Here is a 16,060-nt window from a genome sequence, read left to right as displayed (position 1 = left end):
GCTGTTCAGCTCGCCTCCTGTAGTATACGGCAATTCGGAGAATTATTGAATTTTTTGATATAAATGTACTTATGCAGTTGGCTAAGTGGGCTTTCTTTTGTATAATTAAGGGAATATTCACGGGAATTTTCTTTTTTTGTATTGAAATCATGCAAGTTATCCCTGGGGGTGCCTGATTTGAAGGAAACAACCACTATTCGCGCAGAGCTGGAGCAGTACATCAGACGAGAAGGAATTACGATTAGTAAGTTTGGGGAGAACACAGGTATTAATGCAGGAACAATCAGTGCCATTATCAACGGTAACCGGCCAATTGCGATGCTGCTGCTGGATCGGATTGCTGCAGGTATGGGGCTTGAAGAAGGAAGCCTCTATGAGCTATACATTGATGAATTTATACGGAATACGGCACCGAATTGGCGACGGGTTCGGCCCTTTTTGCATCGCTGTGCAGAGCTGAACAAACTCGATTGTATTAAGCAAGTCGTGGAGTTTATCATGGACTATCTCATATACGCCCCGGCTTTGTTTGAGACAGCGGAAGAATTATTCAGCGAAGGTAGGTTGGAGGCTGCGGCCATTATTTATAAAAATGTCGCGGAAAGTGAGAAGTATCAACATTCGGAGCGGCTGGCGCTCTGCCAATACCGTTTATTTACGATTACCGTTGGCGATGATCAGGATGAAAATTTATGGGCAGCCACACATTTTGAAAGCTTTGTAGAGCGATTGGGTGAGGCAGACCAACTGGATGCCTTAAGAGATTTGGCTAATACGTATGCCTCCTTGCGGCGTTGGGATAAAGTAGAATGGTTTGCTGAAAAAATGGCTCAAAAAGCCAAAGTACAATACGAGCAAAAATACGGAAATACCAGAAAATCAGAGCGTGGCAAGGAACCTAAGGGCCCTTTGTTTATGTATATTGTATACTCTTACGTACTCCGTGCCGGGGTGTGGGATGAGCGCGGGGATTATCAGAAGGCGTTGGAATACGTATCCCTATACTCTGATTTGAGCTGGGTGCAAGAGGATACGGAGGAAGCTCGGCATTTGAAGGCCCTTTGTAGCAACTGGGCTGAGGCCAACAGGTATTTGTATCAGTTGATGTCCGGTAGCCTGGATGTGATTCCACAGTATGTAAATTATTTGGAAAAAAATGAGGGCGAAATTCTGGTGGGGTTACATAAGATAATGGTAGCGGCCAACCGTTATGATTTTAATGTAGATCATGTACTGCAGCACTTTGAAAAACAAATTGAGGCATTTGCAGATCAGCATGCCAAGGTAGGCACCTATACCGAGCAAATGTCAGCAGATCTCTATGCACGATTTTTGGCAGAGATGGCTTGTTACGATCTCAACAAACATCGTTATTCCAAAGGTATGAAATTCCTGCTTGAGAGCCTTTCCTATTCTGTCGTGCTGAATGGTAATCCTGTCACCATCAAGTGTGTAGGACTATTTGAAAAGTATCGGCATACTGCCACTTCTGAGGACAAAGAGGAATATAAAAACTTACTTGGAGAGGTAGAGTACATCCATGATAAAAAAGATCGTTTTTTCTCTGCTCGCATTTAATGTTTTTATCCTATTGAATTTACCACCCGTCACCCCTCCTATAGAAGACCCTAGCGATGTCCACAGTCATGGGCTGGGGGGATGGGCATTGTCATCTCCTGAACCATCGGCTTAGAGGGTCTAGATAACATTAAAAAAGGTATTCTCTTATGAAGAGGATACCTTTTTTATTTGCAAGTGCATTTGAAGGTTGAAGGAGCGTCCTTGCCGTCAAGTGTGAGGAGTTGGAGGTTGGGCAGGCGGAAACCAGACATGACGAAGATCCACCCAACCTTGGCTGTTAAAGGATACGCCGCGAACAGTAGGAAGATAGGCCGTCTGAACGGGCTTTTCATATAAAATATGCAGCTGGTGCTCATCCATGAGCCGAGTTTCGATATGTTCAAATTGCTGTGCTCTAACGGTATGATCGGCTTCCCGTGCAATTTCGCGCAGCAGTCTTTCGATATCCACGCGGCTATGCGGCTCCACATGCCCGGATACATTGAGATACAGATCAAACAGACGCAATTGCTCATCACGGTCACGAAACAGAGAAAAGATGATTAAGTCTGACTCCATACGAATAGATGAACTTTTGAATTCATTCATGGATGCGGCCACAATGTTACACGTATATCCACAGGATTCGAGCTGAGCTGCGACCCGTTCTGCATCCGCTCTATACTCGGGAATGGTGGCAATTTGTAACGCCGCCAGTGGTTCGCATGAATCATTAGCGTTAGATGAATCCACTGCTGAAGGAAGGGGGCGATGATCCAGACATGCTACAATCCGAGCACGTATTTCCGGGTTGCGCAGCGGTCCATCCTTGTGTGTGTTACATGTGATAAATTTGCGTACCGAAGCCGCCGAGTGAATCTGGCTCCATGCGGTATCCGTGTCTCTTGCCAGTATAGGATTATGGATAATGTGAAAAGAAGAAGCGGTATCTTCCATATCCGGCGATTCCAGCTTAGTCGCCCACGGGAGTTGAACGATTTCCACCCGATCTAGATGAGCACGACCCTGAAAATAAGGCGCAAAAGCCTCAAGTAAGCACAAGCTTTCGTTCATTTCCGTGACCTTGAAAGCCCCCGTACCGATAGGACGAATGCCAAAGGCGGCTTCACCCACCTGATTAAGCTCACGCGGTACAATGGCAGCCCGGCTGGTACACAGGAAGGATAAAAATAGCTCGTTCGGCTCCTTTAGTACAAAGCGTACCATCGTCGGACTCAACGCTTGAACGTGCTGAATTTGCCGGACGATAAAATGGTAAAGTCTCCTTCCCGGCGCCCGACTCAGTCGCTCAAAGGTATAGACGACGTCTTCCGCGGTCAGTATTTTGCCGTTATGAAACAGCACTTCTTTACGCAGGAAAAAGGTCCACTGCGTACGAGTAGTGTCCACCTCCCAAGCGTGCGCCAGTCCCGGCAAAATCTCACCGCTCTCGTTCGCCCGGCGGGCCAGCCCGTCAAAGACATGACTGGATACGAAGGACTCGGCGAGCCAGTTTAAGTACAACGGGTCCAGCGTATAGAGCTGCTGGCGAATGGGCAGACGCAGCGTGTCGATCTGCTGCTGATCACTGCGCACCTCCGCGTGATGCCCGAAATAATTCAGCAGCCAGCCCTGTAAATGCTCCTGCATGGTGGAGGAGCGTGAATGAACTCGGATTTCATCCAGTGCGCGTTTGATATCATGGCGGTCTATGGCTTGCATCATGGATTGCACAGCAATGTCTTCCGGCTGAATAAGGAAGCGCAGACTGGAGCGGCGGCCTCTGCCTCGGCGAGGAGTCCATTGTATCCAATCGTGCTGCTCCATTTTCTGAATGATCATCAAGGCATTGCGGTGGGTGCAGTCAAAAATAGCCGCCAGCTCATCCAGCGTAGTCTCTATGGTATGGTTCTCGTCTCTGTCGTCAGCTGCGTGGGAGTGAAGCCGTAAAAATTGGGCGTGAAGTTTCATTCAGGAATGCTCCGTTTCCCCTATGCTTGAGTAAAAGCGCAACTGCTTTTATAAAATAGGAAATTTTATTTTGATTAATTTCTCTTTATCTTCTTATTTTATCATCTACAATAAGGGTTATAAAGCATAGTTGTGGAGGTATTTACCATGCATGACAAGGTGAGTGGATCGTCTTTGCCGAAAGCGTCGTTGTTGTCCGCCTTTGCCGGCGCCATTGTGTTGGCGCTGGTCCATCAATATCTGTTCTTCGGACATGGGCTGGGCGTGTCTATGCCTATTTTCGTTATTGTATTTTACGTGTATATGTATTCCTTTAATCGAGATCGTTGCCAGCCCATTACATGGATAGGACGTCTGCTGTTTGTGGTCATTATGATGCTGGCACTGACATATGTGCTGTTCGATAACCCGATCTTCTATGTGTTAAACGCCCTGGCTATATCTGCTCTGATTAGCGTACATATGGTGTTGCTGTTCGGGGAAAAAAGGCATGGCTGGTCAGAAATCGGTATTATCGGTCAGGCGCTAAGCCATTGGTTTTATCAAAATTTTCGCCATATCGTGACTCCGTTTCGAATGTTTAAGACGGCAGCCTTTCGGAATGTAAAGGATGAGCGTAAGCGTGTATTGGGTAAAGTGATAATCGGTCTACTTATTGCCTTGCCGTTGCTACTCATTATTATATCTCTGCTGGCTTCCGCAGATGGGGTGTTCGAAGAGTTGTTATCTGGCATACCCGCATGGATTGGCACATGGACCTTTGGGAGTGGTTTGCCGCGGCTGATCTGGGCCTGCTTTTTTACCTTCTGTTTTTTCTGTTACTTGTGGGGATTCGTACAGCCTGCTCCGCGGAATACGGAAAGAGAGGCTCAGTCAGCAGCAGCAGTACCTTACCACGAGCCGGTCGCAATCAAGTTTGATCCTGTCATTACCGCTACAGTGCTGATTGTCATGAACCTGGTGTATGTTGTGTTCGTCGTGCTGCAGTTCGGATATCTGTTTGGTGCATGGGAAGGTGCTTTGCCAGAAGGAACCTCGTATGCTGAATATGCGAGAAGAGGATTCGGGGAGCTGGTTATGGTAACAGGTATCAATTTTGTGCTGATGATCAGTGTATTGAAATGGACTGAATTCAGCTCAGGTATAGTGCAAACATTGAACAGCGGCCTGCTGTACATACTCGTCGGTTGTTCGGGTGTGATGCTGTACTCGGGATATACCCGGCTGGTTATGTACGAAGAAGCATACGGATATACGTATATCCGTTATCTGGTACACGCATTTATGATTTTTCTAGGCTTGCTGCTGCTCGTTGCGGCCGTGCGTATTCATGTCCGCCAGCTTCCGCTGGCGAAATATTATATTGTACTCGCTCTAATCGCCTATGTCGTCGTGAATTATGTGGGTATTGATGTACGGATAGCTGAAAATAATCTCGAACGGTATCGTACAACATCGGTGATAGACAAGGAATATTTGAGTGAGCTATCAGCGGACGCGATTCCACTACTGATTGATTTTAGCCGTAAGGAACACGGAGCGCTGGATGAGTTTTTACAAGCCCGCTTGATGAGCATGACGAGAGAAGAATCGAGTTGGCCCGAATTCAATTGGGCTAAGTATCGAGCGCAACAGGAATTGCACGCCTATATTTTGGAATGAGAGGTGTTTGGGAATGATCGGAACAGATACGTTACAAGGTATGGTACTAGAGCTACGGGATGAAATGTCACACTACCAGCATCAGTTTGGTGTAAGACGGAACGATTTCCTCGTGGAGGCTATATCCTACGGAATGAGTAAGGAGGAAGCCCATGCTTATGCTATCCAGCGTATTGGCCCGGTCGTTCCCGTCACCTGTATGCCTACGTTGGCTCTAGGGAAAGTGAGACCGCTCAGTCCAATGTTGGCAATGCGGTACCAATATGCAGGGGATTGGAAGGACATCCATGAGCATCTGCTCCTTCCTGATGAAGTGCTCCGGATCGCAGGTACACAGCATTTTCGCAGCTGGATCAGCGATATGCGAAATTACTGGGTGGAATCGGCCCCTTACCGATTCGGGGATGATCGTCTTTCGCTGCTGTCGGTTGCAAGCGAGAAAGAAGGTCACTTTTCCATGCTCGTCTGGAAGGAACCTGGTGAAGAGCCGGAGGTATGGACGTATGCTTCCCAGCATGAATACCGATTCAGTCATTTGCTCCACTGGTTCAAGTGGATGAACGGGCGCAGTGAAGAATGAGAGGTACAGATGATGAAAAAGAATCGTAATTGGATCGTGCTGTTTATTGGCATTGCTATAATGGTGGGGGTTGCAGACTATTTTACACCAGCTAAGCCTGCGACTACTCCTGAGCTTATCGTTCCAACCGTAATCAGTGAAGAAAGCCTTCAGCTAAGTGATGACTAAACAATAAGGGTCACATTATGGCTGCTGTTAAGTTGATTTTGAGCAAAGTCTCTGGTTTCGATTGAAATTATAAAAATATAGTTCGTTTTCTGTGGTATTGCGTTGTTAAAGTAAGCCGGAAATCACCCTAATAGTTGAGAGGGAATTGAAGCTAATATCAATCGAATGTGGAGCCATTCAGATGTTCAAGCGACTCCGTCATTTCCTCTACAACTTATATTCAGGGGGAATTTTCAATGGCTAGAAGTGCAAGCACATACGCATCTGTAATCGACGGTTTTAAGGTAGAAACGAACAAAAAGTATTCGCCGGTAGGTGGAACAAAATGTAATATTTTTGCACAAGACGTGATGGCTGCGATGTCGGCTTCCTTGCCAAGTGGCTTAGCCAATCAAATGGCTGATGCTTTACTGGGTAACAACACGCCGGGCTGGTACTCCGTAACTTTTCAGGATGCTCAAAAAAGAGCAAACCTCGGGTACCCAACCATCGGGATCAAAAAAGCGGACGGACATGGTCATGTCGTCGTCGTCAGACCAAAGGGTTCATCGATCACGATCTTGAAGGAAGTACAGATCGCTCAGGCGGGAACCAAAAATTACAACAGTAATACTATTAATTACTCTTGGGTGGCAGCTGATCTGCCTGGCGTAAAATTCTATACACACGACTAAGTGGTTTTGAGATATTAGCAGTCAAAATAACCCTGGAAGCAGATCCATTCGATCTGCCTCCAGGGTTATTTTTTTATTTTGAAGCAGAATGTTTAGATACAATGAAGGCTTTGCCTGGCTTGACAAAAGCAACAGCATAACCATTAGAGAAGGAAGAAGATTCCGATCTGTATTCAAGCTTGGTCAGCAGTTGCCCTTGGCGATTGATGTAACCGAATTTTCCGTTCGAGACAGATGAGTTTGCTTGTTTACCAACTAAAGCAATGCCTTCCTTGAATGGAGATGTAACGTCATATTTTTGTTGATATTTAATAACCAATGTTCCGGTTTTATCAATAAACCCAACCTCATTTTTCGCATTTTTCACACTGGCCAAGCCCTCGCTAAAATCCTGTGCATCCGTAAATTTAAAGGGAATCACGACTTTTCCCTGTTTATTGATGAATCCCCATTTACCCTTGGCATTTTGTACTGGAGCCAATCCTTCCGAGAAGTCTCCGCCAGATTTGTATTGAGGTGGAATGACTTCTTTTCCTGCCGTATTGATATAACCGTATAGTCCCTTGCTATTTTGAACAATAGCCAAGCCATCCGAGAAACTACGGCTGTATTTGTATTGATAAGGAATCGCTAGCTTACCGGAAGCATTCACAAAACCAATCTTCCCAGTGTTAGGGGCATAGGCAAGGGCCAGCCCTTCTGTAAATACATATTCTGAATCCACATGTTCTTTAAAATGAGAAAGGATTTTTCCCGTTCGATCTATAATTGCATTTTCTTTGGTGTCTGCTATGGTGACCTTGGCCTTGCCTTCGGAAAAGACATTGGCTTCGGTGTATTGGCAAGGAATGACCAGTGTCCCTTTCGTATTAATGTACCCAAAGAGATTGGTTTTTGTATTTTTGACTACAGCCCGCTGCTCTTGAAAATCACCAACAGGTTTAAGCTCGGCGGGAAGAGAGAAAGCCTTTTGTCCCTTGGTATTGTAATACACAAGGTTTCCGGCAGATGTTTCAGCAGCCAATAAGCCATCATGAAAAGCACCATCGCTTGAAGGACGAGCAATGTTGTAATCTACAGCAGTTTTAGAGACTTCAATGGTTGTTATGCTGGGTGCGGCCCAGCCTGTTCCAATAACAGAGATGCCAGTAATCAAAATTAATGCAGCTAATCCTAACTTTTTCAACATGCATAAGCTCCTTTGTGAGTTGATTTTTAACTTCGGGCTTCAAAGAATCCTGCCCTCATACGTAGGGCCTTCCATAATATAGACGATAAAAATGTAGGAATGTTTCTTGATATTCAAAATTTTTCTAATTTTCAGTGCGTGAAAGCTCTACTTTCATGTAGGATGCTTGTTCATCTCGTCTCTACTCATCTCTTCTGACCTCAGCTATTCTTTGGCTACGGAGGGGCTATCAAGCCTATTCCGTAGCTCATGTTAACAATTTACAGAATCGAATAACATATCATTGGCAGAATCTCTTATAGTGAAAATCGATTATTATTGAGAGATTAAAGATGAGGGATCAGTTCACTTTCAAAAAAAAAAGAAGAAAATGTGTCATTTTAAAAAAAGTCTATACATATATGTTAAATGTATAGACAAATTCAAAAAGCGGATTTATAATTACGCTGTAAACGTTTTCTAGTAGTTATCATCCAATCAGACCTTGAAGGGAAGGAACAATCATGAAGAAAATTTTACTGGCGTGCAGCTCAGGTATGTCTACAAGTTTGCTGGTTACTAAGATGCAGGATTATGCTAAGTCCATTGGAGACGAGGCTGAAATTTGGGCAGTAGGTCAAGATCAAGCCGCAGAGGACATGGCTAAGGCTGACGCTGTATTGATCGGCCCGCAAATGAGTTTTCTTAAAGGACAGCTGGAAAAGGAAGCAGCCCAATATGGTATTCATGTAGAAGTGATTGACATGATGGCCTACGGAATGGTTGACGGTAAGAAAGCCTACGAACAGGCTGTGAAACTGGTGGAACGTAAAAATGGATAAAGTTAATATAGCTGATCTGACGGAAGAACAAATTAGTTTCCAACTTATTTTGCATAGTGGAAGCGCTCGCAGCAAAGTGATTCAGGCGCTGACTGAATACAGAAATGAAAATGTAGAAGGTGCGGACGATTTGCTCAAACAAGCCAAGCAGGATTTACGTGCCGCGCATGATATCCATTTTCAAATGGTTAAGAAGGAAGCGGGAGGAACCCAAACTCCCTTCTCACTCCTTCTAATGCATGCCGAGGATCATTTGATGTCCACGGCTACCATGAAGGATTTGGTTCAAGAGCTGCTGGAGCTGTTCAAATCCAGAAGTTTATAGCTGGACCTGTAAATTTGTGAATTTTGGGACATGAAATGCTTGCAACCCTATTGATGCAAGTCACTTCGCGGGGAGGAATAGGCTTTGTTTGAAAAATTAAGCCGGATACTGATACCTATTGCCGGTAAACTGAACAACAACCGCTATCTTACTGTACTGCGTGATGCATTCATGCTGTCATTTCCATTAACAGTTTTTGGCTCCATTATTGTAGTTATTATTAATCTGCCGTTTCTAAAAGGGTGGATGGGCGACGGCAATTATGCGACTTTTAGCAGTCTGCTGAACATTGCGCCTAATGCCACACTGAATATTATGACCTTATTTGTCATCGTCGGGATTGGTTATTATCTATCTCGAAGTTATAAGGTCGAGCCCATATTCGGCGGTATGATCGCGTTGGCCAGTTTCTTAATGCTCACCCCTTTTGTACTGACACAAGAAAGCGGTGCCACGATTGCTGGTGTCATTCCGGTGGACCGGATTGGTGCCAAAGGCATGTTCCTTGGTATGATCGTCGCCTTTATCGCGGCTGAGATATACCGGAGGGTGACACAGCGAAATTTTGTCATTAAAATGCCTCCAGGCGTTCCGCCAGCCGTTGCCAAATCGTTTGCCGCTTTGCTTCCGGCATGTATTACATTGGGTATATTTTTGATCATTAATGTTGTAGTTACACTGACCCTTCACAATAACCTGCATGATCTGATTTATCATGCCGTACAGGCACCGCTGGTGCATTTGGGCAGTGGTATTATACCTACATTAATTGCTATTTTCTTTGTTCAGCTTTTATGGTTCTTTGGGCTTCATGGTCAGATTATTATCAACTCGGTTATGGACCCAATCTGGAATACACTGGCACTTGAAAACTATGAAGCGTACTCCAAAGGAGCGGAACTGCCGCATATTATCACCAAGCAGTTTGTTGATATTTATACAGTAGGTATCGGTGGTACAGGTATGACATTGGCTGTCGTGCTTTCGATTCTGATCTTCCTGAAGAGTAAGCAATTGAAGCAGGTCAGTAAGCTGGCTCTTGGACCAGGTCTGTTTAATGTCAACGAACCCGTCATATTCGGTCTGCCGATTGTGATGAATCCGCTTATTTTTGTTCCGTGGGTCATTTCTCCAATGATCGTTACGCTGATTACTTACTTTGCCATGACTACGGGGATTGTACCGCCGCCCAACGGGATACAGGTTCCTTGGACGATGCCGTTGTTCTTTAGTGGAATGATGGCTACGGGTTCTCTAATGGGAGGCATACTGCAGTTGTTTAATATGGCTGTCGTCTTTGTCATCTGGTTCCCGTTCCTGAAAATTATTGATCGGATGAACGTTCGTAAGGAGCAGGAAGAGGAGCTTAAACAAGCAGCCGTTGCAGGTAAGGATCAAACTGTTGGAATGTAACATGAATGAGCTGCTAGTGTAGTGGACTTGTTCTTTGCAAAAGAGAGAGGAGTAGAGCTGTGAATCATACCGAAATGAAAGATATAGAGCAGCAAGCCATTCAATACCGTTTTCCGACTGACTTCTGGTGGGGTTCCTCAGCTTCGGCTACCCAGACAGAAGGAACTGTGGAGGGAGACGGCAAAGGACCGAACATTTGGGATTATTGGTTTGAGCAGGAGCCGAACCGTTTCTATGACGGGGTCGGTCCTGCTGATACATCCCGTTTCTATACCCGTTATAAAGAAGATATTGCACTCATGAAAGAGCTTGGCCACAACTCTTTCCGGTTCTCTATCTCCTGGTCACGCCTGTTTCCGGCAGGGAAAGGTGAAATAAACCAGCAGGCGGTTCAATTTTATAATTCCGTCATTGAAGAGTTGCACCAGGTGGGCATTGAGCCGTTTGTGAATCTGTATCATTTTGATTTGCCGATGGCTTTACAGGAAAAAGGAGGCTGGGTAAACCGCGAGACGGTCGAAGCTTACGTGGATTACGCGAACACTTGCTTTGAGTTGTTCGGGGATCGTGTAGCCAAATGGTTTACGCATAACGAGCCAATTGTCCCGGTGGAAGGCGGCTATCTATACGATTTCCACTATCCCAATGAAGTGGATTTCGGTAAAGCTGTACAGGTGGGATATCATACCCTGTTATCGAGCGCCAGTGCCATTAAGGCTTACAGAGAAGGCGGCTATAAGGGCAAAATCGGTATTATTTTGAACCTGACGCCGAGCTATCCGCGTAGTCAGCATCCGGCAGACGTGCAGGCTGCTGAAATATGCGACGCGTTCTTTAACCGTTCCTTTTTAGACCCATCTGTGACGGGAGAATTTAACCCTTTGCTTGTGGAGCTGTTACGCCAAGAGGGATTTGTACCGAGCATGGAAGATGGAGATCGGGAAATTATACGCCAGGGTACTGTAGACCTGCTGGGGATTAACTATTATCAGCCGCGCAGAGTCAAGGCCCGTGAAAGTCTCCCAAATCCAGACGCACCTTTTGTGCCGGAACGATTCTTCGATTATTATGCCATGCCTGGTCGTAAGATGAATGAGATGCGAGGCTGGGAGATTTATGAGAAGGGCATTTACGACATTCTGACCAATGTCAGAGAAAATTACGGCAACATTGAATGTTTCATTTCAGAAAACGGAATGGGCGTACAAGGTGAAGAAAAATTCAGAGATGAGCAGGGTATGATCCGCGATGATTATCGTATTGATTTTATCCGTGAGCATCTCAAATGGGTCCAACGAGCTATCTCAGAAGGGTCCAATGTGAAAGGCTATCACTTATGGACGTTTATGGACAACTGGTCCTGGACGAACGCATATAAGAATCGTTACGGCTTTGTATCCGTGGATCTTCAGAACGAGGGTAAAAGATCCGTTAAGCAGAGTGGGTACTGGTTCAAACAAGTGATCGAAAATAACGGATTCTAAGGTAAGGTGGGGGGTGGTCCTTTGGACCGCCTTTTTTTCTTCATTGCTGAAAGGAAGCTGTGCTGTATACCGCTGGTGAGAAAGTATAATGTTCGGTATACTTACTATACCGTCATACCTTAACGTCCCGCCTGCAGAACAGAAAAACCAGCGCTACCGATATTTTGGTAAAATGCTGACATAAAACAATTTTTAGTACAGGTGGTAGACAGATGAACAAATACGAGCGGATTGCACAAGAGGTCAAAGAGCGTATTATGAATAAGACCTACTGCAGTGATGATCCCATCCCTGATGAGATCTCATTGGCAAAAGAGTTTCGTGTAAGTCGAATGACGATTAAGAGGGCATTGGACACATTGGTGATGGACGGACTGCTGAATCGTAAAAGAGGACACGGAACCTTTATCGTCAAATCGGTCTACAATGGCCCGGTTAATGTCGTTGTGAATGAAATGCTGGGGCTGACCAACGTACTGCGCGGGAAAGAAATCAAAAGTAAAATCATAGCCTTTGACGTTCAATTTCCATCCGAGGAAGTAGCGACTCATCTGTTTATTGACGTCAATTCTCCTGTATATCATGTGATCCGTCTGCGTGTTGTGGAGGGCGAACCCTATGTTATCGAGCGCACGTACATGCCAACGAAGCTGATTAGCGGTATTACCGAGGAAGTGTTGTATGGATCGGTGTACAAACATATTAAGGAGGAGCTGGGCCTTAATATTGTCGGTTCACATCGTACCATCCGGGCATCCAAGTCGACGGAACTGGATCGGGAGCATCTGGATTGTGCAGCAGATGACCCAATCTTGGAAATTGAGCAAGTGGGTTATCTGGATACGGGGATACCATTTGAATACTCATTCTCGCGCCATCGGTATGATAAATTTGTGTTCACCACAGTGAATCGGATGCGTTGAGCCAGTGAGTAAGAAACGGATGGTAAAGCACAAGCATGGCAGAAGAAGGCCTAACTGATGTGGGCACTCTCCTGCCATGTTCTTTTTAATGAAGCAAATTAATTGCCAAGCAATCTCACTTCATGCACCGTCGGAGTATACCAGTTGTTCGGATTATTGAATAGCACTGCATTTACAAGATTGATTCGCACGTAACGGGCTTGAAAATTAACTTTGTCACTGGTAAAGCCGTATGCAGTATTGCTCGTACGGTCAATGGTGGAATAATGAACGCCATCCGTACTATATTCGATCTTATACTTGTAATATGCCTCAGATCCTTTGTACATAAACCATGAAATATCCACTTCGTTAATCGTCTTGGTACTGCCCAAATCCACCTGCCACCAAGCAGGCCAGGATGCAGATGTAGCCTTCCATGAGGTTTGGGGATTGCCATCGTTCCCCAGTGAAGCCGGGGAAGCAGATGCGGCTGAACTGGCAGTAGCTGTTTTGCCTTGCGCGTGATTCACAAGGGATGGTAGGATGACTGTGCCTGTGGCAGCATCCATATCCCAGCTACTGTACCAGTTTAGAGTAGCCGTTTTATTGGAGTCATTCAGGGTCAATGGCAACCAGATGAATTTGTGATCGCTCAGATTGAGCGGGTTCCAACGATCGCCCATATAGATATAACTGGTTCCTGCGCTGCCTGTAATTGTGGCGATGGAGTGGATTTGCGAGCCGTAAGCCGCCGGATCACCGAAAGGCGACAAAGCAGACCAGCTTCCAGTCATGGAGCTGGCGGTTGCATAAGCACCCTGATTCGGATACCAGCCGGATGCCTGTGAGGTAAACAGGTAGTAGGTATTGTTCTTTTTCACAACAGCGGGGGCTTCGCGATAGCCATTTTCAAAAATCCAGCCAACGAACGACTGCACGCCTGTATAATCGGCCGTCAGCTTGAAGATTGCCATCGTATCATTGGCGCCGCCATTTTTACGTGAAGCTGTAATGAGGTAGCCGCTACCGTCGGTATCCGTGAACACCGTCATATCACGGGACTCATAATTCAGCGGGCGGAAGCTGCCTTGGTAGGTGAAATTCCCGTCAGGTGTATCGCTGGTAGCAACAGCTACGCGACCGAGTGAGTAGTCCGTGCCATTTTCATAGTGTGCCCATAGTACATATTTTCCGGTGGATTTGTTGTAAATGACTTTAGGCCGCTCGATTTTGCTCGAATTCAGCTCGGGAGCGGAATCTTTGGTGAGGATACTACTGCGGAAGGACCAATTCTTCAAATCAGTCGAGGTATATACGTTCACTTTTTCAAATTTCCAGTTCTCAGCGTGCTCGCCGTACCAATAATAAGTGGAACCTACTTTTAGGATATTGCCGCTGTTCGCCTGAATCGGGTTTCCTGCGGTGTCCTTCCAATCCGTTCCATTCGTAATGGCTGTGCTTGCTGTTGCACTCAAGGATAGTTCTGCATTAGCGGCGTCCAAACCATTCAGCGATGGGTTCATCTCGCTCCCATAGGTTGCTTGCGTAACGCCTGTTGTATTGGCATGTACTGCATCGGGTTGAAGACCTGCACCGACCACTGCGATTATAATACAAATCCATGGGGCTAACCATTTGCTGTTGTTGATCCACTTCACGATATCATCTGCCTCCCTAATATAGATAGGATGGCCCCGAACAGCTTGTCCGGTACCTCATCTACGATTCTATCTTAATTGGAAGCGTTTACAAGTGGAATAAATTGAAGTCTTTCGAATCATAAATTGGAATCGGTACTGAATGAAAATGGGAATGGTGGTCGGCTGAGTTAAAAGGAGCTTCTCTTTGCCTACTTGTGGATGTGCTATTATCTACACCGGGAATGTATATAATTGTGCGTTTTGTCATTGACACGTTCACATTATTTCAAATTTAAAGTGACTGGAATCACATAAACGGTTACTTTATGTGGGTATACTTGCTTTAATTAAAGGTTAACAAAAGGGAGCTATGTTGTAACGCCTTTTGTTCATCATTATTTTGGAGAAAAGAGGGATACAACAATGCTAAGTGAGCAAACCATTGCAACGATCAAATCGACTGTACCTGTTTTGGAGGTACACGGAACTACAATCACCAAGCGTTTTTATCAGATGATGTTTGAGGCCCATCCCGAGCTTCTCAATATATTTAATCATGCGAATCAGAAGCAAGGACGTCAACAAGGCGCGCTGGCCAATGCTGTATATGCGGCCGCACAGCACATTGACCGTCTGGAGGAAATTCTTCCGGTGGTACGCCAGATTGCACATAAGCATCGTAGTTTGGGGATTAAGCCAGAGCATTATCCGATCGTCGGGAAATATCTACTCGCTGCGATCAAGGACGTGCTAGGGGATGCAGCAACAGATGAGATCATCAACGCATGGGCCGAAGCCTATGGCGTGATTGCGAATGTATTTATAGATGTGGAAGCTGAAATGTACAAGGAGGCTGAACAGCAGCAGGGAGGTTGGTCAGACTTTAAGAACTTTGTTGTACAGAAAAAGGTTAAGGAAAGCGAGCGAATTACGTCCTTTTACCTGGTGCCGCAGGATGGACAGGTGCTGCCTGCATTCGAGCCTGGGCAATATATCAGCTTGAAGATGGAGATTCCGGGTGAACATAATACTCATATCCGTCAATATAGCCTTTCTAGTGCACCAGGAAAACCTTACTACCGGATATCCGTAAAACGAGAGGATGCTGTAGGGTCTCGTCCAGCGGGCAAGGTATCTGTGTATCTGCATGAGCACGTGCAGGAGGGCGATGTACTATTGGTATCTGCACCGGCGGGTGACTTTACCCTGGATCGGACAGATCGCAGACCTGTTGTATTGATCAGTGGTGGAGTCGGGCTCACCCCGATGGTCAGCATGCTGGCTTTCCTGGTGGAAACTGCTCCGAATCGGCCCGTCACTTTTGTCCACGCAGCAGTCAGCGGAGATAACCATGCTCTGCGTAATGAGGTGGAAGAACTAGTCGCCACACATGCACAGGCGGCTGTTCGGTGGTGCTACAGCAGACCAACCGAGCAGGATCGTCTAGCTCAGGCCTTTCATAAGGAAGGACATCTGGATCTGGCCTGGCTGCAATCCGTGATACCGGAACGTAACGCTCAGTATTATTTTTGTGGCCCTGTGGGATTCATGCAATCGGTATACGGCCTGTTGAAAGAGTGGAATATCCCTGCATCGGATATCCACTATGAATTTTTTGGCCCTGCTAGTGCATGGGAAGCAGAAGCGCAGTGAGACATTAAAAAAAGG

Annotated in this window: 14 protein-coding genes; 11 read left to right on the top strand and 3 right to left on the bottom strand. The window is 45.8% G+C overall.

Annotated features, from left to right (window positions below; all coding sequences use genetic code 11):
* Positions 1–177: 177 nt before the first annotated feature.
* Positions 178–1,578: a helix-turn-helix domain-containing protein gene (locus MKX36_RS24310; protein WP_102997419.1), complete on the top strand. Its 1,401-nt coding sequence runs from the start codon at positions 178–180 to the stop codon at positions 1,576–1,578.
* 210 nt (positions 1,579–1,788) lie between these two features.
* On the opposite strand, the gene MKX36_RS24305 is transcribed toward MKX36_RS24310, so the two are convergent.
* Positions 1,789–3,531 carry an ABC transporter substrate-binding protein gene (locus MKX36_RS24305; protein WP_025366168.1) on the bottom strand — a complete coding sequence of 581 codons (1,743 nt, stop codon included), beginning with the start codon at positions 3,529–3,531 and terminating at the stop codon, positions 1,789–1,791.
* 147 nt (positions 3,532–3,678) lie between these two features.
* Between MKX36_RS24305 and MKX36_RS24300 the strand changes: the two genes are divergently transcribed.
* The 4 genes from MKX36_RS24300 to MKX36_RS24285 all read left to right on the top strand — a co-directional run bounded on the left by MKX36_RS24300 (position 3,679) and on the right by MKX36_RS24285 (position 6,615).
* Entirely contained in the window at positions 3,679–5,193 is a 1,515-nt protein-coding gene (locus MKX36_RS24300; RefSeq protein ID WP_340865942.1) for a DUF4153 domain-containing protein, read from the top strand.
* A 13-nt stretch (positions 5,194–5,206) separates the two neighbouring features.
* The gene (locus MKX36_RS24295; protein ID WP_090889058.1) at positions 5,207–5,773 is read left to right on the top strand and encodes a hypothetical protein; all 567 of its coding nucleotides are present in this window, start codon (positions 5,207–5,209) and stop codon (positions 5,771–5,773) included.
* A 12-nt stretch (positions 5,774–5,785) separates the two neighbouring features.
* Complete coding sequence (locus MKX36_RS24290) at positions 5,786–5,941, top strand: hypothetical protein (RefSeq protein ID WP_017426112.1); 156 nt, start codon at positions 5,786–5,788, stop codon at positions 5,939–5,941.
* 236 nt (positions 5,942–6,177) lie between these two features.
* Positions 6,178–6,615, top strand: coding sequence for a hypothetical protein (locus tag MKX36_RS24285; RefSeq protein WP_016822626.1), 438 nt, complete (start codon positions 6,178–6,180; stop codon positions 6,613–6,615).
* A gap of 73 nt (positions 6,616–6,688) precedes the next feature.
* Here MKX36_RS24285 and MKX36_RS24280 read toward each other — a convergent pair whose 3' ends face one another.
* Positions 6,689–7,804: a WG repeat-containing protein gene (locus tag MKX36_RS24280; RefSeq protein WP_126666335.1), complete on the bottom strand. Its 1,116-nt coding sequence runs from the start codon at positions 7,802–7,804 to the stop codon at positions 6,689–6,691.
* Between the two features lie 503 nt (positions 7,805–8,307).
* Between MKX36_RS24280 and MKX36_RS24275 the strand changes: the two genes are divergently transcribed.
* The 5 genes from MKX36_RS24275 to MKX36_RS24255 all read left to right on the top strand — a co-directional run bounded on the left by MKX36_RS24275 (position 8,308) and on the right by MKX36_RS24255 (position 12,770).
* Positions 8,308–8,625, top strand: coding sequence for a PTS sugar transporter subunit IIB (locus MKX36_RS24275; protein ID WP_013312603.1), 318 nt, complete (start codon positions 8,308–8,310; stop codon positions 8,623–8,625).
* On the top strand, positions 8,618–8,950 hold the full coding sequence (locus MKX36_RS24270) for a PTS lactose/cellobiose transporter subunit IIA (protein ID WP_016822628.1): 333 nt from the start codon (positions 8,618–8,620) through the stop codon (positions 8,948–8,950). The genes MKX36_RS24275 and MKX36_RS24270 overlap by 8 nt, the downstream gene beginning before the upstream one ends.
* Before the next feature lie 84 nt (positions 8,951–9,034).
* Positions 9,035–10,363: a PTS cellobiose transporter subunit IIC gene (gene celB / locus MKX36_RS24265; RefSeq protein ID WP_016822629.1), complete on the top strand. Its 1,329-nt coding sequence runs from the start codon at positions 9,035–9,037 to the stop codon at positions 10,361–10,363.
* Between the two features lie 74 nt (positions 10,364–10,437).
* On the top strand, positions 10,438–11,847 hold the full coding sequence (locus MKX36_RS24260; protein WP_031462474.1) for a glycoside hydrolase family 1 protein: 1,410 nt from the start codon (positions 10,438–10,440) through the stop codon (positions 11,845–11,847).
* 212 nt (positions 11,848–12,059) lie between these two features.
* Complete coding sequence (locus tag MKX36_RS24255) at positions 12,060–12,770, top strand: GntR family transcriptional regulator (protein WP_016822631.1); 711 nt, start codon at positions 12,060–12,062, stop codon at positions 12,768–12,770.
* A 98-nt stretch (positions 12,771–12,868) separates the two neighbouring features.
* Here the strand turns inward: MKX36_RS24255 and MKX36_RS24250 are convergent, their stop codons facing one another.
* Positions 12,869–14,410 carry a family 43 glycosylhydrolase gene (locus tag MKX36_RS24250; protein ID WP_340865939.1) on the bottom strand — a complete coding sequence of 514 codons (1,542 nt, stop codon included), beginning with the start codon at positions 14,408–14,410 and terminating at the stop codon, positions 12,869–12,871.
* Between the two features lie 405 nt (positions 14,411–14,815).
* On the opposite strand from MKX36_RS24250, the gene hmpA reads away from it, so the two are divergent.
* On the top strand, positions 14,816–16,045 hold the full coding sequence (gene hmpA, locus MKX36_RS24245; protein ID WP_340865938.1) for an NO-inducible flavohemoprotein: 1,230 nt from the start codon (positions 14,816–14,818) through the stop codon (positions 16,043–16,045).
* Positions 16,046–16,060 lie beyond the last annotated feature (15 nt).

The sequence above is a fragment of the Paenibacillus sp. FSL W8-0439 genome (assembly GCF_038008995.1).
In the GTDB taxonomy this organism is placed as follows: Bacteria; Bacillota; Bacilli; order Paenibacillales; family Paenibacillaceae; genus Paenibacillus; species Paenibacillus polymyxa.
This window is presented reverse-complemented; position numbering and strand designations above follow the sequence as displayed.